Origin of the sequence: Klebsiella grimontii (assembly GCF_900200035.1) — a bacterium.
Taxonomy (GTDB): domain Bacteria; phylum Pseudomonadota; class Gammaproteobacteria; order Enterobacterales; family Enterobacteriaceae; genus Klebsiella; species Klebsiella grimontii.
Window position 1 is genome coordinate 957,841 of record NZ_FZTC01000015.1, and the last position, 20,592, is coordinate 978,432.

Consider the following 20,592-nt stretch of genomic DNA (forward strand, 5'->3'; position numbering starts at 1 on the left):
ACTATGAGTGAATTTTCCCAGACAGTCCCCGAACTGGTTGCCTGGGCCAGGAAAAATGATTTTTCTATTTCGCTGCCAGTCGACAGACTCTCTTTTCTGCTGGCGATCGCCACGCTGAACGGCGAGCGGATGGAAGGGGAAATGACCGAGGGAGAACTGGTGGACGCGTTCCGCCACGTGAGTGATGCGTTTGAGCAGACCAGCGAAACCATCAGCCAGCGCGCCAATAATGCCATTAACGATATGGTGCGCCAGCGTCTGCTGAACCGCTTTACCAGCGAAATCACCGAGGGTAATGCTATTTATCGCCTGACGCCGCTGGGCATCGGGATCACCGACTACTATATTCGCCAGCGTGAGTTCTCCACCTTGCGCCTGTCGATGCAGCTCTCCATCGTTGCCGGCGAACTCAAGCGCGCCGCCGACTCGGCAGAAGAGGGCGGCGATGAGTTCCACTGGCATCGTAACGTTTTCGCCCCGCTGAAGTACTCGGTAGCGGAAATTTTTGACAGCATCGACCTGACTCAGCGGATCATGGATGAACAGCAGCAGTTGGTGAAAGATGATATTGCCCAGCTGCTGAACAAGGACTGGCGAGCGGCGATCTCCAGCTGTGAGCTGCTGCTGTCGGAAACCTCCGGCACCCTGCGCGAACTGCAGGATACGCTGGACGCGGCGGGCGATAAGCTGCAGGCAAACCTACTGCGTATCCAGGACTCGACCATGGCGCGCGACGATTTGAATTTTATCGATCGTCTGGTGTTCGATCTGCAAAGCAAGCTGGACCGCATCGTCAGCTGGGGCCAGCAGGCGATTGACCTGTGGATCGGCTACGATCGCCACGTGCATAAATTTATCCGTACCGCCATCGATATGGATAAAAACCGCGTCTTCGCGCAGCGTCTGCGTCAGTCGGTGCAAACCTACTTCGACGCTCCGTGGGCGCTCACCCACGCGAATGCCGATCGACTGCTTGATATGCGCGATGAAGAGATGGCGCTGCATGATGAAGAGGTCACCGGGGAACTTCCGGCGGATCTGGAGTACGAAGAGTTTAACGAAATTCGCGAACAGCTGGCGGCGCTGATTGAAGGACAGCTGGTGGTCTATAAAGAGAAGGGACTGCCGCTGGATCTTGGCCTGGTGGTTCGCGAATATCTGTCGCAGTATCCGCGCGCACGCCACTTTGATGTCGCGCGCATTGTGGTCGACCAGGCGGTACGTTTGGGCGTAGCGCAAGCAGATTTCACCGGACTGCCGGCAAAATGGCAGCCGATTAATGATTACGGAGCCAAGGTACAGGCGCATGTCATCGACAAATATTGAACAAGTGATGCCGGTTAAACTGGCGCAAGCGTTGGCTAATCCGTTATTTCCGGCGCTGGATAGCGCCCTGCGCGCGGGCCGCCATATCGGCCTCGACGAGCTGGATAATCACGCATTTTTAATGGATTTTCAGGATTACCTGGAAGAATTTTATGCTCGCTACAACGTCGAGCTGATTCGCGCCCCGGAAGGATTTTTCTATCTGCGTCCGCGGTCGACCACGCTGATCCCGCGCTCGGTGCTCTCCGAGCTGGATATGATGGTGGGCAAAATTCTCTGCTATCTCTACCTCAGCCCGGAGCGCCTGGCGAATGAAGGCATCTTCACCCAGCAGGAGCTTTACGACGAGCTGCTGACTCTGGCGGATGAAGCCAAGCTGCTGAAGCTGGTCAATAACCGTTCTACCGGCTCCGACCTTGATCGCCAGAAACTGCAGGAAAAAATGCGCGCTTCGCTCAACCGCCTGCGCCGTCTCGGCATGGTGTGGTTTATGGGCCACGACAGCAGCAAATTCCGCATCACCGAATCGGTATTTCGCTTCGGCGCCGATGTGCGCGCCGGTGACGATCCGCGCGAAGCCCAGCTGCGTATGATCCGCGACGGTGAAGCGATGGCGCTGGAAAATCGCCTGCAGCTTAATGATGAGAATGAAGAGAATCAGCCGGATAGCGGGGAGGAAGAGTAATGATTGAACGCGGTAAATTTCGCTCGCTAACGCTGGTTAACTGGAACGGCTTTTTTGCCCGGACTTTTGATCTTGATGAATTAGTGACCACGCTTTCCGGTGGTAACGGGGCCGGTAAATCCACGACCATGGCCGCCTTCGTCACCGCGCTGATCCCGGACCTGACGCTGCTGCACTTCCGTAACACCACGGAAGCGGGGGCCACCAGCGGCTCGCGCGATAAAGGCCTGCACGGTAAGCTGCGCGCTGGCGTCTGCTACTCGGTGCTGGACGTGATCAACTCCCGCCACCAGCGCGTGGTGGTCGGCGTTCGCCTACAGCAGGTGGCCGGTCGCGATCGTAAAGTCGATATCAAGCCGTTTGCGATCCAGGGCCTGCCAACCTCCATCCAGCCAACCCAGCTGCTGACCGAAACCCTTAACGAGCGCCAGGCGCGCGTGGTGACGCTCAACGAGCTGAAAGATAAGCTCGAAGCGATGGAAGGGGTGCAGTTTAAGCAGTTTAACTCTATTACCGAATATCACTCGCTGATGTTTGACCTGGGCGTGGTGGCCCGTCGCCTGCGTTCGGCTTCGGACCGTAGCAAATACTATCGCCTGATCGAAGCCTCGCTGTACGGCGGTATTTCGAGCACCATTACCCGCTCGCTGCGCGACTACCTGTTGCCGGAAAACAGCGGCGTGCGTAAGGCGTTCCAGGATATGGAAGCGGCGCTGCGTGAAAACCGCATGACGCTGGAAGCTATCCGCGTGACGCAGTCGGACCGCGATCTCTTCAAGCATCTGATCAGCGAAGCCACCAACTACGTTGCCGCCGACTATATGCGTCACGCCAATGAACGGCGCATTCATCTCGATAAAGCGCTGGAATATCGCCGGGATCTGTTCACCTCCCGCGCTCAGCTCGCGGCGGAACAGTATAAGCACGTCGATATGGCCCGCGAACTGCAGGAACATAACGGCGCGGAAGGCGATCTGGAAGCCGATTACCAGGCCGCCAGCGACCATCTGAACCTGGTACAGACCGCGCTGCGCCAGCAGGAAAAAATCGAGCGCTATGAAGCGGATCTTGATGAACTGCAGATTCGCCTCGAAGAGCAAAATGAAGTCGTCGCGGAAGCGGTTGATCTACAGGAAGAGAACGAAGCCCGCGCCGAAGCCGCCGAGCTGGAAGTGGATGAGCTGAAAAACCAGCTTGCCGACTACCAGCAGGCGCTGGACGTGCAGCAGACCCGCGCGATTCAGTACACCCAGGCGCTGCAGGCGCTGGAGCGGGCAAAAACCCTCTGCCATCTGCCGGACTTAACCCCGGAAAGCGCCGACGAGTGGCTGGAAACGTTCCAGGCGAAAGAGCAGGAAGCGACGGAAAAAATGCTGTCCCTGGAACAGAAAATGAGCGTGGCGCAAACCGCGCACAGCCAGTTTGAACAGGCATACCAGCTGGTGGCGGAGATCAACGGCCCGCTGGCGCGTAATGAAGCCTGGAACGTAGCGCGCGAGCTGCTGCGCGAAGGCGTTAATCAACGCCATCAGGCTGAACAGGCGCACGGGCTGCGCAGCCGCCTGACCGAGCTCGAACAGCGCCTGCGTGAACAGCAGGACGCCGAACGCCAGCTCAATGAATTCTGTAAGCGGCAGGGCAAACGCTACGATATCGATGAGCTGGAAGCTCTGCATCAGGAGCTGGAAGCCCGCATCGCGTCGCTTTCCGACAGCGTCTCCTCCGCCAGCGAACGGCGGATGACCCTACGCCAGGAGCTGGAACAGCTGCAGTCGCGGACGCAAACGCTGATGCGCCGCGCGCCCATCTGGCTGGCGGCGCAGAACAGCCTTAACCAGCTGTGCGAGCAGAGCGGCGAGCAGTTTGAGTCCAGCCAGGAAGTCACCGAATATCTCCAGCAGCTGCTGGAGCGTGAACGCGAAGCTATCGTGGAGCGCGATGAAGTCGGCGCCCGCAAGCGCGCTATCGATGATGAAATTGAGCGTCTTAGCCAGCCGGGCGGTTCGGAAGATCAGCGCCTGAACGCGCTGGCGGAACGTTTTGGCGGCGTACTGCTGTCGGAAATCTACGATGACGTGAGTCTCGATGATGCGCCTTATTACTCCGCGCTCTACGGTCCTTCCCGCCACGCCATCGTGGTACCGGATCTGTCGCTGATTGCCGATCAGCTGGAAGGTCTTGAAGATTGTCCCGAAGATCTCTACCTGATCGAAGGCGATCCGCAGTCGTTTGATGACAGCGTATTCAGCGTCGATGAGCTGGAAAAAGCGGTGGTCGTGAAGATTGCCGATCGCCAGTGGCGCTATTCACGCTTCCCGACGCTGCCGCTGTTTGGCCGCGCGGCCCGCGAAAGCCGTGTTGAAACCCTGCACGCCGAGCGCGAAAGCCTGTCCGAGCGTTTTGCGACGCTGTCGTTTGATGTGCAGAAAACCCAGCGCCTGCATCAGGCGTTCAGCCGCTTTATCGGCAACCATCTGGCGGTGGCCTTTGAGGACGACCCGGAAGAGGAAATCCGCAAACTGAATACGCGTCGCGGCGAACTGGAGCGGGCGCTGACTGCCCATGAGAGCGATAACCAGCAGAACCGGGCGCAGTATGAGCAGGCCAAAGAGGGGGTATCCGCCCTCAACCGCCTGCTGCCGCGTCTGAATCTACTGGCCGACGACTCGCTGGCCGATCGCGTGGATGAAATCCAGGAACGCCTTGACGAAGCGCAGGAAGCCGCGCGCTTCGTACAGCAGCACGGCAATCAGCTGGCAAAGCTGGAGCCGATCGTTTCCGTTCTTCAGAGCGACCCGGAGCAGTTTGAACAGCTGAAAGAAGACTATGCGTATTCGCAGCAGACCCAGCGCGACGCGCGTCAGCAGGCGTTTGCGCTGACCGAAGTGGTGCAGCGTCGCGCCCACTTTAGCTACTCTGATTCCGCAGAGATGCTCAGCGGTAATAGCGATCTGAACGAGAAGCTGCGCCATCGCCTGGAGCAGGCGGAAGCGGAACGTGCCCGCACCCGCGACGCGCTGCGTACCCACGCCGCGCAGCTCAATCAGTACCATCAGGTGCTGGCATCGCTGAAAAGTTCGTATGACACCAAAAAAGAGCTGCTCAACGACCTGCATAAAGAGCTTAAGGATATTGGCGTACGCGCCGACGCCGGCGCCGAAGAGCGCGCCCGTCTGCGCCGCGATGAGCTCCACGCTCAGCTCAGCAACAACCGCGCGCGCCGCAATCAACTTGAGAAAGCGTTGACCTTCTGCGAAGCGGAAATGGATAACCTGACCCGCAGACTGCGCAAGCTGGAGCGCGATTACTGCGAAATGCGCGAACAGGTGGTCAGCGCCAAAGCGGGCTGGTGCGCGGTCATGCGCCTGGTGAAAGACAACGGCGTGGAGCGTCGCCTGCATCGTCGCGAGCTGGCTTACCTGTCTGCAGATGAGCTGCGCTCCATGTCGGATAAGGCGCTCGGCGCGCTGCGTCTGGCGGTCTCGGATAACGAACATCTGCGCGATGTGCTGCGTATTTCTGAAGATCCGAAACGCCCGGAACGCAAAATCCAGTTCTTTGTCGCCGTGTATCAGCATCTGCGCGAGCGTATCCGCCAGGATATCATCCGCACCGACGATCCGGTGGAAGCGATTGAACAGATGGAGATCGAACTCAGCCGTCTGACGGAAGAGCTTACCAACCGCGAGCAGAAGCTGGCCATCAGCTCCCGCAGCGTGGCCAATATTATCCGCAAGACTATCCAGCGCGAGCAAAACCGTATTCGCATGCTCAACCAGGGGCTGCAGAGCGTCTCCTTCGGCCAGGTTAACAGCGTGCGTCTGAACGTCAACGTGCGGGAAACCCACTCGATGCTGCTGGACGTGCTATCTGAACAGCATGAACAGCATCAGGATCTGTTCAACAGCAATCGTCTGACCTTCTCGGAAGCGCTGGCGAAGCTGTATCAGCGCCTGAATCCGCAGATTGATATGGGGCAGCGTACGCCGCAGACCATCGGCGAAGAGCTGCTGGACTACCGCAACTATCTGGAGATGGAAGTGGAAGTTAACCGTGGTTCCGACGGCTGGCTGCGCGCGGAATCCGGTGCGCTATCGACCGGTGAGGCTATCGGTACCGGGATGTCGATCCTGGTGATGGTGGTACAGAGCTGGGAAGATGAATCTTCGCGCCTGCGCGGTAAGGACATTTCGCCGTGTCGTCTGCTGTTCCTTGATGAAGCGGCGCGTCTGGATGCCCGCTCTATCGCGACGCTGTTCGAGCTCTGCGATCGTCTGGAGATGCAGCTGATTATCGCGGCGCCGGAAAATATCAGTCCGGAAAAAGGCACCACCTATAAGCTTGTGCGTAAGGTCGTGAATAATCACGAGCACGTGCACGTCGTCGGTCTGCGTGGCTTCGCGCCGCAGCTGCCCGAAACGCTGCCGGGAACGGCAAATGCTTCATAGGGTGGTATAATAACCAGCCAAAGGGCGACGCGATGTCGCCCTTTTTGTTATCCGTTCCTGTATTTTAGGATTGTATAATCTTTTAACTTCTTTACATTTGGGAAGGCAAAAGCGTTTTCGTCTTCATATACTGAAAGTAAGCCCCAATTTAGCGGGCAGCAATGTGTTAACAGGGGGCAAGGGATGTTGCTAAAGAAACGGTATGGTCGTCAATTGTCCGCGCTCAGTCTGAGCCTGGCTTTTGCATTTGCTCCACTGTTCAATGTCCAGGCCGAAGAGCCTGAAGTGGTACCATCGGATAGCGCTACCGCCATCAGCGAGCTTTCTTCTGCGCTGAGCCAAAGCGCAAACCAATCTGCGGCGGTCGCCAAAATGGCCGGCGAGCAGGCGCTTCCAGCCGAGGCGGCGGCAAAAAGCCGTGCCGATATTCAGGCGGTGCTGCCGACCGGTTATCAACCCGTATTTATGAATCCGCTGGTATCGCTGTATGCGGTCAGGGATATGAAACCGATGTGGGATAACCGCGAGGCGGTGCAGGCGTTTCAACAGCAGCTGGCTGAAGTGGCTATCGCCGGTTTCCAGCCGCAGTTCACCACCTGGGTTGAGCTGTTGACCGACCCGGCAGTGAACGGTCTGGCGCGGGATGTTGTTCTTTCTGACGCCATGATGGGCTATCTGCATTTTATTAGCGGTATTCCGACTCAGGGCAACCGCTGGCTGTACGGCACCAAACCGTATGCGATGTCGACGCCGCCTCTGTCGGTCATTAACCAGTGGCAGGTGGCGCTGGATAACGGTTCGCTGCCGCAGTTTATTGCCGGGCTCGCCCCGCAGCATCCGCAGTATGCCGCAATGCATCAGGCGCTATTAGCGCAGGTTGCCGATTCCCGTCCATGGCCGCAGCTTACCAGCAAGACGTCGCTGCGCCCGGGCGAATGGAGCAATGATGCCGGCGCGCTGCGCGAAATTTTACAGCGCACCGGTATGCTGGATGAATCGGCAAAGATTGCTTTGCCGGGCGATGAGGTGGTGAGCCCATCTGCCGGGAAAAAGGCCAAAAGCAGCGGCCGCGGCGTTTACGATCGCCAGTTAGTCGAGGGCGTTAAGCGCTTCCAGGCCTGGCAGGGGCTGGGCGCTGACGGTGTGATTGGTCAGGCGACCCGCGACTGGCTCAACGTTTCTCCCGCGCAGCGCGCCGGCGTGCTGGCATTGAATATTCAGCGTTTGCGCCTGCTGCCGGGTAATCTGGCGACCGGCATCATGGTGAATATTCCCGCCTTTTCGCTGGTCTATTACCAGGACGGTAGCCAGGTGCTGGCATCGCGGGTTATTGTTGGTCGCCCGGACCGTAAAACGCCGATGATGAGCAGCGCCCTGAACAATGTCGTGGTCAACCCGCCGTGGAACGTGCCGCCGACGCTGGCGCGCAACGATATTCTGCCGAAGGTGCGCAATAACCCAGGCTACCTTGAGCAGCACGGCTATACGATGATGCGCGGCTGGAATAGCAAAGAGACAATCGACCCTTATCAGGTCGATTGGGAAACGATAACCGCATCGAATCTGCCGTTCCGCTTCCAGCAGGCTCCCGGCGCGCGCAATTCGCTGGGGCGCTATAAATTCAATATGCCAAGCTCGGACGCTATCTATTTGCACGATACGCCAAATCACAATCTGTTCCAGCGGGATGGGCGTGCGTTGAGCTCCGGATGCGTACGCGTCAATAAAGCCTCTGAGCTGGCGAATATGCTACTGCAGGATGCTGGCTGGAATGACGCGCGTATTTCAGATGCGCTTAAACAGGGAAACACCCGCTACGTTAATATTCGCCAGAATATCCCGGTTAATCTCTATTATTTGACCGCGTTTGTCGGCGCTGATGGACGTACACAATATCGAACAGATATTTACAATTACGATCTCACCGCGCGATCCAGCGCACAAATATTGCCTAAAGCTGAACAATTAATCAGATAAATGAAGTAGTTCAACGGATTTGGTTGTCCTATCTGTGTGTGAAAACGGGCCTGGCATGCTGCAAGGCCCGAGTTTACTGGGGTTAGGCTACCTTGACGTTGGCAATAATGCCCGGTAAGGTGCCTTTCGTGCGCCAGAAGTGCATATACATATAATCCTGCAAAGGCGTTGTGGCGGTAAGCAGCCCATTCTCCATCGCTGATATTGATTAGCCTTAGGGGAGCGAGCGCGCGCTGGCGGCTAACGGGCGGATTGCGGGAAAAGTATATTACGATTCATTTACCTGTAGACCTGATTATCATGGACAAATTTGACGCTAATCGCCGCAAACTGCTGGCGTTAGGTGGAGCCGCGCTCGGTGCTGCTGCCATTCTGCCTGCGCCGGCATTTGCCACCCTCTCGACCCCCCGACCGCGTATTTTGACGCTGAACAACCTGCATACTGGTGAATCACTCAAGGCGGAGTTTTTCGATGGCAGAGGCTATATTCAGGATGAATTAGCAAGACTTAATCATTTTTTCCGCGACTATCGCGCGAATAAGATTAAATCCATCGATCCCGGTTTGTTCGATCAACTCTATCGTTTGCAGGGATTACTTGGCACCAACAAGCCTGTCCAGCTTATTTCCGGTTATCGTTCTGTTGATACCAATAATGAGCTTCGCGCCCGCAGCCGAGGGGTGGCGAAACACAGCTACCACACTAAAGGCCAGGCGATGGATTTCCATATTGAAGGCATTTCGTTAAGCAATGTTCGCAAAGCGGCGTTATCTATGCGCACAGGTGGTGTAGGATACTACCCACGTAGCAACTTTGTGCATATTGATACCGGGCCGGTACGGCACTGGTAACGAAAGGAGCCTCATGAACTATCGTATTATTCCGGTTACCGCGTTCGCGCAGAACTGTTCTTTAATCTGGTGTGAACAAACCAAACTGGCGGCGCTGGTCGATCCCGGCGGTGACGCTGAGCGAATCAAACAGGAAGTCGCGGCGGCAGGCGTTAGCCTGATGCAGATTCTGCTCACGCACGGTCATCTCGATCATGTTGGCGCGGCGGCGGAGCTGGCGCAGCATTATGGCGTGCCGATTATTGGTCCGGAAAAAGAAGATGAGTTCTGGCTGGAAGGATTGCCGGCGCAGAGCCGGATGTTTGGTCTTGAAGACTGTCAGCCGCTGCAGCCCGATCGCTGGCTGAACGAAGGCGATGCGGTTAGCGTGGGGAATATTTCCCTGCAGGTGCTGCACTGTCCTGGCCATACGCCGGGGCACGTAGTCTTCTTTGATCCGGCTTGCCGACTGCTGATTTCCGGCGATGTGATTTTTAAAGGCGGAGTAGGGCGTAGCGACTTCCCTCGCGGCGACCATAATCAACTGATCGATGCGATTAAACGCAAACTATTGCCGCTGGGCGATGACGTGTCGTTTATTCCTGGCCATGGCCCTATGTCGACGCTTGGCTATGAGCGTCTGCATAACCCTTTCCTGCAGGATGAAATGCCGGTCTGGTGACCGGAGCCAGAATGTAAAAAAGGCCGCAAATGCGGCCTTTTGTTTGTCCTGAGCTTGAGGTTACAGCACGGCGACAATCGCTTCGCACAGCGGCGCCATGTTGTCAGGCGTCATACCGGCGACGTTTATACGTCCGGACGCCACCGCGTAAATCCCGAACTCTTCACGCAGACGCAATACCTGCTCTTTGGTCAGACCGCTGAACGAGAACATCCCGTTTTGCTGAATGATGAAAGAGAAATCGCGGCTGGCGCCTTTTTCCTGCAGGGTATTCACGAACAGCAGGCGCATACGCTGGATGCGTTGACGCATGTCGGTCAACTCTTGTTCCCAGATAGCGCGCAGCGCGTCATTGCTGAGAATTGTCGCCACTACCGAGGCGCCGTGAGCCGGCGGGTTAGAGTAGTTAGCGCGAATGACGGACTTCATCTGGCTGAACGCGCGGTCTACCGTTTCCTGGTCCGCGGCAACCAGCGTACAGGCGCCTACGCGCTCGTTGTACAGGCCAAAGTTCTTCGAGTAGGAGCTGGAAACCAGCAGCTCTTTATGCAGCGCAGCGAAAGCGCGCAGGCCTTCCGCGTCTTCTTCCAGACCGCGGGCAAAGCCCTGATAGGCGAAGTCAAACAGCGGCAGCCAGCCTTTTTCTACCGACAGCTGCGCCAGCTGTTGCCACTGCTCAAGCGTCGGATCGATACCGGTAGGGTTGTGGCAGCAGCCGTGGAACAGCACCACGTCGCCGGCCTGGGCTTCGTTCAGGCTGGCCAGCAGACCGTCGAAGTCGAGTTTGTGGTTAGCGGCGTCGTAATAGGTATATTCGCGAACTTCCAGGCCGGCTGAATTAAATACGCTTTTATGGTTCGGCCAGGATGGGTTGCTCACCCAAATACGTTTTGCATCGGTGTTCTTCGCCAGGAAATCGGCGGCGACGCGCAGGCCGCCTGTACCGCCCGGCGTTTGGGCGGTGCGGGCGCGTTTATCATTGATAATTGCGCTTCCTTTCCCAAACAGAAGCTCCTGGGTGCAGCGACCAAATTCGGGGATACCATCAATGCTCAGGTAGTTCTTGGTGGTTTCATTTTCCAGCAGATACTGCTCTGCTTTTTTCACGCTAGTCAGGACCGGTGTTTTACCCGTTTCATCTTTATAAACACCAATTCCAAGATTAATTTTTGTTGGGCGGTCATCGGCACGAAACAGATCGGCCAGGCCCAGAATTGGGTCGGCAGGGGCGGCGGTAATGTTCTCAAACATGACGAGGTTCCATTGTGATTACTGAAGGGAAATCCGCTATCAGGTTAACGGGAGTTATGTTAATTGCCAACCGTTTGCGACAAAAAGCGAGAAGGTTTTTGAAAGTTACGATCTTCCTCTCAGGAAAGCAGAAAAGCAGGACCGAAGTCCTGCTTTTTAGGCATATCACGAAGGGGTGTACTGCAGATTAGAACTGGTAAACGATACCCACTGCGGCCTGGTCGTCGGTCGCAACGCCAGCGGCTTTGGTGTAATCGTTGTCGTCCAGCTGGTTGAATTTATACGCAGCGTAGACGTTCATGTTTTTGTTGAAGTAGTACCAGGTACCCACTTCGACATATTTAACCAGGTCAGCATCGCCGCCGGAGAAGCCAGCGCGAGAGCGCAGGTCTTTACCTTTAGTCTGTACGTAGCCGATGGACGGACGCAGGCCGAAGTCGAACTGATACTGAACGACGGCTTCGAAGTTCTGAGTTTTGTTAGCGAAGTAGTTGCCTTCGTTTTCCGGCGTCATGTTGTAGGTCTGGGAGTACATGACCGCAGCGTAGACGTTGTTCGCGTCATATTTAGCGGAGGTTGCCCATGCTTCAGCTTTTTCGCCGTTTTTATCAGCTTTCTGATCGCCAGTACGGCTGGAGTTCGCATAGCCTGCGGACAGCGCTACGCCGTTGTCAAACGCGTAGGTAGCCGCGGTGCTGAAGCCGTCGCCGTTTTGTTTCTTCACGTCGCGGTCTTTGTTTTTACCCTGGTACTGCAGCGCGAAGCTCAGACCGTCAACCAGACCGAAGAAGTCAGAGTTACGGTAGGTTGCAACGCCGTTGGTACGCGCGGTCATGAAGTTGTCGGTATAGCTCCAGCCGTCGCCGCCCCATTCAACCAGCATGTCGGTTGCCGCTTCGACGTCGTAGATGGCGCCATAGTTACGACCGTAGTCGAATGAACCATATTCACCGGCTTTTAAGCCTGCGAAAGCCAGACGAGTTTTGGTGGTCTGTTTACCTTCAACATTGGACGCATCCATGTTGTATTCCCACTGACCGTAGCCGATCAGCTGATCGTTGATCTGGGTTTCGCCTTTCAGGCCGATACGGGCGTAAGTGGTATCATCGCTGCTGGTGTCGCCGTTGGTGGTCCAAACGTGCTCGCCAACCATTTTCCCGTAGAAGTCCAGTTTGTTGCCGTTTTTGTTATAGATTTCTGCAGCGTTAGCTGCACCGGCTACCAGCAGGGCAGGAATTACCGCTGCCAGAATTTTGCGCTTCATCATTATTTATTACCCTCATTTATATTTTTTTATGAACACTTGCCACTGCCGCCAATAAGTTTCGTCAATAAAAATTTACGGAACTATTGATGATAGTTTGGTGTCTGGAGGCATCTTTCCATTCAGAACAACGTTTCGCTAGCCTGAAAATGCTACCAATATCTCATATGAGTAACAAAAGGAAATTCTATGTAACTAAATGTGTATTTTTGGGAACTTTGTGAACTCAATCAACATTCCGGTCGTATTTGCTGAAAAAATCACCTTCCTTTATATATCTATATGAATTAATTATGATTAATTTAGATAAGAGAGGGTTTGCGCATTTTGCATCTGCATTTTGCTTTATTTTTATTCAAATCTTGTCGTTGCAAGTTGTGCTGCGTGTGGTTAAAAAACGAGCAATATAATCAGCATGTTTGCCAGTTTATGAACAAAAGGTGCGGTTTTAATTAGCGGTCGCTAATGAAATAGTGCGTAACATAATTGTGAACCATGACGGTTGATGTTTAAGTTTCCTGATATTCGTTAACGTAAATTGACATAAAAAAAGGCCAGCTTGCGCTGGCCTTTGACAAAAATTGCAGAAAAAAATCAGAATGTCGCGTTACGCGGGGTCCGCGGGAACGGAATGACGTCACGAACGTTCTGCACGCCGGTCACGTAAGCGATCAGACGTTCAAAGCCCAGACCGAAACCGGAGTGCGGCACGGTGCCGTAACGGCGCAGGTCGCGATACCACCAGTAGTCTTCTTTATTAAGGCCCATTTCCGCCATACGCGCGTCAAGCACGTCCAGGCGTTCTTCACGCTGGGAGCCGCCGATGATTTCACCGATGCCCGGCGCCAGGACGTCCATAGCGGCGACGGTTTTACCGTCTTCGTTAAGGCGCATATAGAACGCCTTAATATCTTTCGGATAGTTTTTCACGACAACCGGCGCTTTAAAGTGCTCTTCCGCCAGATAGCGTTCGTGCTCGGAGGAGAGATCCACGCCCCAGTACACCGGGTTTTCGAACTGCTTACCGCAATTTTCCAGAATGGTGACCGCGTCAGTGTAATCAACCTGGGCAAAATCAGCGGAAACGAAACGCTGCAGGCGGTCGATGGCGTCTTTATCAACCCGTTCGGCAAAGAACTGCATGTCATCAGCGCGCTCTTCGAGAACGGCTTTGAAAACGTACTTCAGCATCGCTTCCGCCAGACCTGCCACATCGTTCAGGTTAGCAAAGGCGACTTCCGGCTCCAGCATCCAGAACTCCGCCAGGTGGCGGCTGGTGTTGGAGTTTTCCGCGCGGAAGGTCGGGCCAAAGGTGTAGATTTTAGACAGCGCGCAGGCATAGGTTTCGCCGTTCAGCTGGCCGGAAACGGTCAGGAACGACTCTTTGCCGAAGAAGTCTTTATCGAAATCGACTTTGCCCTGGTCGTTGCGCGGCAGGTTTTCCAGATCCAGCGTTGAAACGCGGAACATCTCGCCGGCGCCTTCAGTGTCGGAAGCGGTAATCAGCGGAGTAGAAACCCAGAAGAAACCCTGCTCGTCGAAGAAACGGTGTAGCGCCTGCGCCAGCGTATGGCGAACGCGCGCCACCGCGCCAATCAGGTTGGTGCGCGGACGCAGGTGGGCAACTTCACGCAGATACTCAATGCTATGGCGTTTAGCCGCCATCGGATAAGTATCCGGATCTTCCACCCAGCCGCTGACTTCAACATGGCTGGCCTGGATTTCAAAGCTCTGGCCCTGTCCCTGAGACGCCACGACTTTGCCGGTTACCACGACCGAGCAGCCGGTAGTCAGGCGCAGGACTTCCTGATTGTAATTGGGAAGAGAATTACTAATAACGGCCTGTACAGGATCAAAGCAGGAACCGTCATAGACGGCGAGGAAAGAAAAGCCAGCTTTAGAATCTCGGCGGGTACGCACCCATCCGCGCACGGTGACTTCGCTGTCAACGGCAACGCGGCCCTGGAGTACGTCGGCTACAGGCACAACGCTCATAATAGTCTCTCTTGTTAGTCCAATAGAAAAATCTGTATTCCCCTTCAGCAGGGGGATATCTATGTTACCTGTCATCTTCCATCAGACAAGTAGATTTCGCACAAGAAAGGGGGCTTTTAGGAAATAAATAAGGAGATCGCCTTCTTTGCTGAGGGAGAGCCTGATATTAAGAGGGATTCGTTCATAGTGATTATCCCATGCAGGGCGAACGGGATTCTTAACGCTTGATAAAGTCTCGGGATGATAAGTGGAGGCTAATAAAAATGCGTCCGTTTTGGCGGACGCATTTTGTCTTTATATGACATGACCTAGCTGGCTTTTTTAACCGGCGGCAGATCGAAGGCTTTGCGCAGAGCGCGGACGAACGCTTTGTCGTGGCAAATTGTTTTACCCGGGCTGTCAGAAAGTTTGGCGACAGGCTTACCGTTGCACTCCACCAGCTTGATAACAATATTCAGCGGCTTCACCTGGGGAATATCGCAGGTTAAACGCGTACCGATACCGAAGCTCAGATTCACCCGCGAGGAGAAGTGGCGATAGAGATCAAGCGCTTTTGTCAGGTCGAGATTATCGGAAAATACCAGCACTTTGCTCAGCGGGTCGATGCCCAGCTTTTTGTAGTGGGCGATAGCCTTCTCGCCCCATTCGACCGGGTCTCCGGAGTCGTGGCGCAGCCCCTGATAACGGGTTGCGAATTCCGGTCCGAAATCGCGCAGGAAAGCATCCATCGTAATGCAGTCGGTCAGGGCAATCCCCAACCGATCGGGATACTCTTCCAGCCAGGCCGCGAGGGCCGCGCGCTGGCTGCTTGCCAGGTTCGGGCTGATCTGTTGATGCGCCTGGAACCATTCGTGCGCCTGGGTTCCCATCGGCGTCAGATTCAGACGACGCGCCAGATCGTAATTGCTGGTGCCGGTGAACCAGGGTTCCTGCTGAAGACGCTGAACAATGGCCTGCTGCACCTCGCGCGAGAAGCGGCGGCGGGTACCGAAATCCATCAGGCGGAAGCCCGACATATCGATATCAGCCGTGAGGCGGTTAAAGTCAGTTAGCTTATGCTCGAGCGTGTCCAGCGCGAGATTGACGCTGATTTCCGGCGAGCGATAGTGATGCACCAACTCGCTTATCACCGCCAGCAGCGGGACTTCCCACATAATGACTTCAAGCCAGGGCCCGGAAAGGCGGATATTCAGCTTGCCGTTGTCATTAATGACGGTAACCTGGCGCGGGTCGTAGCGGAAGCCGCGTAGCCACTCAAGATAGTCTGGCGCAAAGAAGGGCAGGCTCGACAACCAGTGATATTCATCGTCCTGTAGCCTCAGGTCGCGCATCGTCTCAACCTGCTCGCGAATCGCATCGGCGTAGATGCCGAGCAAATCATCCCCACGGCAGCGGAACTCCGCCGCAACCTGTACATCATTGTAGCGGTGGAAGACAGCCTGCTGCATGTGCAGCTTATAGGCATCCGTATCAAGCAACGAGTGCAGTACAGGAGAAGTGAATTGGGTCATGGTGCGCAGTAGCATCCTCTCACTGGAGCGTTTCCATCAAAACCAAAGCGGTAAAAAGGAGGCGGAGTATACCTGTAATACCCGACTCTGTCCCGCGGCGACGGCTGATGGCGACGCTGACGGTCATTTGCGAGGCCTAGTTTAATATATTGAACACGCATCACACCACAAGCTTTGCGCCTGGTCGAGCGCATTTCGTGCCTCTTGTGTTATCAAAATGTAGCAATTTTCATGTTTAGCATTGAAAAGATGAAGATTCTGCATAGCGAGATTTGCGCAACAGGAATAGACTGAGTCGACACTTTACAGGACACGCTAAAGGTTTTTTATGACACAACAGCCCCAAGCCAAATACCGCCACGACTATCGTGCGCCGGAGTATCTGATTAGCGATATCGATTTGACCTTTGACCTGGATGCCGCGAAAACCGTAGTGACGGCTGAGAGCAAGGTCTCCCGCCAGGCGGCTACGTCTGATGTGCCATTGCGTCTGGATGGCGAAGACCTGACGCTGGTCTCTCTGCAGGTTAACGGCCAACCGTGGAGCGACTACAAGGAAGAAAATAACCAACTGGTCATTAGCGGTTTACCGGAACATTTCACCCTGACCATCGTCAACGAAATCAGCCCCGCGGCGAATACCGCGCTGGAAGGACTGTATCAGTCCGGCGAAGCGCTGTGTACCCAGTGCGAAGCGGAAGGCTTCCGCCATATTACCTGGTATCTGGACCGCCCGGACGTTCTGGCGCGCTTCACCACCAAAATCATCGCCGATAAAGCAAAATACCCGTTCCTGCTCTCCAACGGTAACCGCGTGGCCCAGGGCGAGCTGGAAAACGGCCGCCACTGGATCCAGTGGCAGGATCCGTTCCCGAAACCGTGCTACCTGTTTGCGCTGGTGGCCGGCGATTTCGACGTCCTGCGCGATACCTTCAAAACGCGTTCGGGGCGTGAAGTCGCGCTGGAGCTGTACGTTGACCGCGGCAATCTTGACCGCGCGCCATGGGCGATGACCTCGCTGCAAAATTCAATGAAGTGGGACGAAACCCGCTTTGGTCTCGAGTACGACCTCGACATTTATATGATTGTCGCCGTCGACTTCTTCAATATGGGCGCCATGGAGAACAAAGGGCTTAACGTCTTTAACTCCAAATACGTGCTGGCGCGTACCGATACCGCGACCGATAAAGACTATCTGGATATCGAACGCGTCATTGGTCACGAATATTTCCATAACTGGACCGGCAACCGCGTCACCTGCCGCGACTGGTTCCAGCTTAGCCTGAAAGAGGGCCTGACCGTTTTCCGCGATCAGGAGTTCAGCTCCGATCTCGGCTCTCGCGCGGTCAACCGCATCAATAACGTACGTACCATGCGCGGCCTGCAGTTCGCCGAAGACGCCAGCCCGATGGCGCATCCGATTCGCCCGGACAGCGTGATTGAAATGAACAACTTCTACACCCTGACGGTGTATGAGAAGGGCGCGGAAGTGATCCGCATGCTGCATACCCTGCTGGGCGAAGAGAATTTCCAGAAAGGAATGCAGCTCTATTTTGAACGCCACGACGGTAGCGCCGCGACCTGCGATGATTTTGTCCAGGCGATGGAAGACGCTTCCAACGTCGATTTGTCCCATTTCCGCCGCTGGTATAGCCAGTCCGGTACGCCGATTGTCACCGTCCATGACGACTACAATCCGGAAACGGAGCAGTACACCCTGACCATCAGCCAGCGCACGCCGCCGACGTCAGAACAGGCGGAGAAGCTGCCGCTGCATATCCCATTCGATATCGAGCTGTACGATAACGAAGGCAAAGTGATCCCTCTGCAGAAGGGCGGCCATCCGGTGCATCACGTACTGAACGTGACCCAGGCGGAGCAGACTTTTGTTTTCGACAACGTCTACTTCCAGCCGGTCCCGGCGCTGCTTTGCGAGTTTTCCGCGCCGGTGAAGCTGGAGTACAAATGGAGCGATCAGCAGCTGACCTTCCTGATGCGCCACGCGCGGAATGATTTCTCCCGCTGGGACGCGGCGCAGAGCCTGCTGGCGACCTATATCAAACTCAACGTCAACCGTCACCAGCAGGGGCAGCCGCTGTCGCTGCCGATCCACGTAGCCGATGCGTTCCGTGCGATTCTGCTGGATGAGAAGATCGATCCGGCGCTGGCGGCGGAGATCCTGACCCTGCCTTCGGCAAATGAAATGGCGGAGCTGTTTGCGATTATCGATCCGATCGCCATCGCCGCGGTGCGCGAAGCGCTGACCCGCACGCTGGCGAAAGAGCTGGCGGACGAGTTCCTGGCGGTTTACAACGCCAATAAGCTCGACAGCTACCGCGTTGAGCATGCCGATATCGGCAAGCGTTCTCTGCGTAACACCTGCCTGCGCTACCTGGCGTTTGGCGATGCCGGACTGGCGGATAAACTGGTTAGCGCGCAGTATCATCAAGCGGACAATATGACCGACTCGCTGGCGGCGCTGACGGCGGCCGTAGCGGCCCAGCTGCCGTGCCGTGATGCGCTGATGCAGGAGTATGACGACAAATGGCACCAGGACGGTCTGGTCATGGATAAATGGTTTATCCTGCAGTCCACCAGCCCGGCGGATAACGCCCTGGAGACGGTTCGCGGCCTGTTGAATCATCGCTCGTTCAGCATGGGTAACCCGAACCGCGTCCGTTCCCTGATCGGCGCCTTTGCCGGCAGCAACCCGGCGGCGTTCCACGCCGAAGACGGTAGCGGTTATCAGTTCCTGGTCGAGATGCTGACTGAACTGAACAGCCGCAACCCGCAGGTTGCTTCGCGTCTCATTGAACCGCTGATTCGCCTGAAGCGCTACGACGAGAAGCGTCAGGCGCTGATGCGCGGGGCGCTGGAGCAGCTGAAAGGTCTGGAGAATCTTTCCGGGGATCTGTTCGAGAAAATCAGCAAAGCGCTGGCGTAACAGTGATGTGATTTCCGGCCACGGCGCAGCTGCGCTGTGGCCGGATGTTATAAAAACGACGGCGGTTCAGCCGTGTCTGGCTAAGCGCGGCGCAGACTCGTTCTGGCCGCGCTGCATTACCCGATTCAAAACTTCCGCTTCCAGTTCGCCCAGCTTCGCCGAACCCGTGCGCCGCGGACGTGGAATGTCCACCAGCAGATCCAGCCCTATCTTCCCCTCTTCAATCAGCAAAACGCGATCGGCCATTGCCACCGCCTCGCTGACGTCGTGGGTGACCAGCAGGACGGTAAATCCATGTTCCTGCCACAGCGAGACAATCAGATCCTGCATCTCGAGGCGAGTGAGCGCGTCCAGCGCGCCCAGCGGTTCATCAAGCAGTAATAATCCGGGGCGATGAATTAACGCGCGAGCCAGCGCCACGCGCTGCTTTTGCCCGCCGGAAAGCGCTGCGGGCCATTCACCGGCGCGGTCTTCAAGGCCGACGCTCGCCAGCGCCCTGAGCGCGGCCTCGCGCCACTGGCCTTTCAGCCCGAGGCCGACATTATCGATCACCGTTTTCCACGGCAGCAGGCGGGAATCCTGAAACATCATCCGGGTATCGTCCTGGATTTGCGCCAGCGGGGTCGAACCCGCCAGCAGCTGTCCGGCATTGGGTTTTTCCAGCCCGGCCAGCAGACGCAGCAGGGTGCTTTTACCGCCGCCGCTGCGCCCGACCACCGCGACGAATTGCCCGGTGGGAATATGAAGATCGAGTTCATTCAGAATCGTCTTGCTGCCGTAACGTTTGCTTACGCCGTTAAGCAGCAGCGGGATCCCCGGATTAAGACGCGCGGTGGTCATGCGTTGGCCTCCTGAAGGTGATAGGCCGGATTCCAGCGCAGCCAGACGCGTTCAAGCAGCTGGGCGCTGAAGTCGGCCAGTTTGCCGAGAATAGCGTAAAGAATAATGGCGACGACCACGACATCGGTCTGCAGAAATTCGCGGGCGTTCATCGCCAGATAGCCGATACCGGCGTTAGCCGAGATGGTTTCGGCCACGATGAGCGTTAACCACATCAGGCCGAGCGCAAAACGGATGCCGACCATAATGGAGGGCAGGGCGCCGGGCAGGATCACGTGGCGGAAGAGAGCAAAACCCGATAAGCCGTAGCTGCGGGCCATCTCGACCAGTCCCCGGTCAATATTTCGAATACCGTGCCAGGTGTTGATATAAATCGGGAACATGGTTCCCAGCGCCACGAGGAAGATTTTGGCGCTCTCATCGATGCCGAACCATAAAATCACCAGCGGAATCAGCGCGAGGTGCGGCACGTTGCGCAGCATCTGAATGGAGGTATCCAGCAGGCGTTCGCCCCAGCGCGACAGGCCGCTAATCAGCCCGAGAACCAGGCCAATAGAACCGCCGATGCTAAAACCAATAAGCGCCCGCCATGAGCTGATAGCCAGATGCTGCCAGAGCTCGCCGCTGGCGGAGAGCGTCCAGAAGGCTTTTAGCACTCCTTCCGGCGACGGTAAAATACGGGTCGATAGCCAACCGACGGAGGAGGCGAATTGCCAGACGATCACGCTGCCGACCGGCAAAAGCCAGGGGGCTACGCGGATCAGGAATTTTTGCGAAAGCGTCGCCATAAAGTGTTCCTTTATTCTTGACCGTTTTGCCTGGATAGGGGCATCAACGC

At 56.0% G+C, this 20,592-nt stretch carries 13 protein-coding genes; 7 read left to right on the forward strand and 6 right to left on the reverse strand.

Annotated features, from left to right (window positions below; genetic code table 11):
• Positions 1-3: 3 nt before the first annotated feature.
• From mukF to KOSB73_RS12330, 6 genes are all read left to right on the forward strand, one after another.
• Positions 4-1,326 carry a chromosome partition protein MukF gene (gene mukF / locus KOSB73_RS12300; RefSeq protein WP_024360066.1) on the forward strand — a complete coding sequence of 441 codons (1,323 nt, stop codon included), beginning with the start codon at positions 4-6 and terminating at the stop codon, positions 1,324-1,326.
• Entirely contained in the window at positions 1,307-2,011 is a 705-nt protein-coding gene (gene mukE, locus KOSB73_RS12305; protein ID WP_004100725.1) for a chromosome partition protein MukE, read from the forward strand. Before mukF ends, mukE begins: the two co-directional genes overlap by 20 nt.
• A complete protein-coding gene (mukB, locus tag KOSB73_RS12310) occupies positions 2,011-6,459 on the forward strand; it encodes a chromosome partition protein MukB (RefSeq protein WP_024360065.1) in 4,449 nt (1,482 codons plus the stop codon). Before mukE ends, mukB begins: the two co-directional genes overlap by 1 nt.
• A 183-nt stretch (positions 6,460-6,642) precedes the next feature.
• Complete coding sequence (gene ldtD / locus KOSB73_RS12315) at positions 6,643-8,436, forward strand: L,D-transpeptidase (protein WP_098140540.1); 1,794 nt, start codon at positions 6,643-6,645, stop codon at positions 8,434-8,436.
• 300 nt (positions 8,437-8,736) lie between these two features.
• Entirely contained in the window at positions 8,737-9,288 is a 552-nt protein-coding gene (mepK, locus tag KOSB73_RS12325; protein ID WP_004130967.1) for a peptidoglycan L,D-endopeptidase MepK, read from the forward strand.
• A 13-nt stretch (positions 9,289-9,301) separates the two neighbouring features.
• Positions 9,302-9,949, forward strand: a complete 648-nt coding sequence (locus tag KOSB73_RS12330; protein WP_004871622.1) for an MBL fold metallo-hydrolase — start codon at positions 9,302-9,304, stop codon at positions 9,947-9,949.
• Positions 9,950-10,009: 60 nt separating this feature from the next.
• On the opposite strand, the gene KOSB73_RS12335 is transcribed toward KOSB73_RS12330, so the two are convergent.
• The 4 genes from KOSB73_RS12335 to pncB form a co-directional block, all read right to left on the reverse strand.
• Positions 10,010-11,200, reverse strand: coding sequence for an amino acid aminotransferase (locus KOSB73_RS12335; protein ID WP_004137615.1), 1,191 nt, complete (start codon positions 11,198-11,200; stop codon positions 10,010-10,012).
• A gap of 187 nt (positions 11,201-11,387) precedes the next feature.
• Positions 11,388-12,467 carry a porin gene (locus KOSB73_RS12340; RefSeq protein WP_004137614.1) on the reverse strand — a complete coding sequence of 360 codons (1,080 nt, stop codon included), beginning with the start codon at positions 12,465-12,467 and terminating at the stop codon, positions 11,388-11,390.
• Positions 12,468-13,058: 591 nt separating this feature from the next.
• On the reverse strand, positions 13,059-14,459 hold the full coding sequence (asnS, locus tag KOSB73_RS12345; protein ID WP_004130975.1) for an asparagine--tRNA ligase: 1,401 nt from the start codon (positions 14,457-14,459) through the stop codon (positions 13,059-13,061).
• A 308-nt stretch (positions 14,460-14,767) separates the two neighbouring features.
• Positions 14,768-15,970: a nicotinate phosphoribosyltransferase gene (gene pncB / locus KOSB73_RS12350; RefSeq protein ID WP_004871590.1), complete on the reverse strand. Its 1,203-nt coding sequence runs from the start codon at positions 15,968-15,970 to the stop codon at positions 14,768-14,770.
• 328 nt (positions 15,971-16,298) lie between these two features.
• On the opposite strand from pncB, the gene pepN reads away from it, so the two are divergent.
• A complete protein-coding gene (gene pepN / locus KOSB73_RS12355) occupies positions 16,299-18,914 on the forward strand; it encodes an aminopeptidase N (protein ID WP_024360062.1) in 2,616 nt (871 codons plus the stop codon).
• A gap of 66 nt (positions 18,915-18,980) precedes the next feature.
• On the opposite strand, the gene ssuB is transcribed toward pepN, so the two are convergent.
• Both ssuB and ssuC read right to left on the reverse strand, forming a co-directional pair.
• Positions 18,981-19,754, reverse strand: a complete 774-nt coding sequence (gene ssuB / locus KOSB73_RS12360; protein WP_049087513.1) for an aliphatic sulfonates ABC transporter ATP-binding protein — start codon at positions 19,752-19,754, stop codon at positions 18,981-18,983.
• A complete protein-coding gene (gene ssuC / locus KOSB73_RS12365) occupies positions 19,751-20,542 on the reverse strand; it encodes an aliphatic sulfonate ABC transporter permease SsuC (protein WP_004130990.1) in 792 nt (263 codons plus the stop codon). Before ssuC ends, ssuB begins: the two co-directional genes overlap by 4 nt.
• Positions 20,543-20,592: the final 50 nt, after the last annotated feature.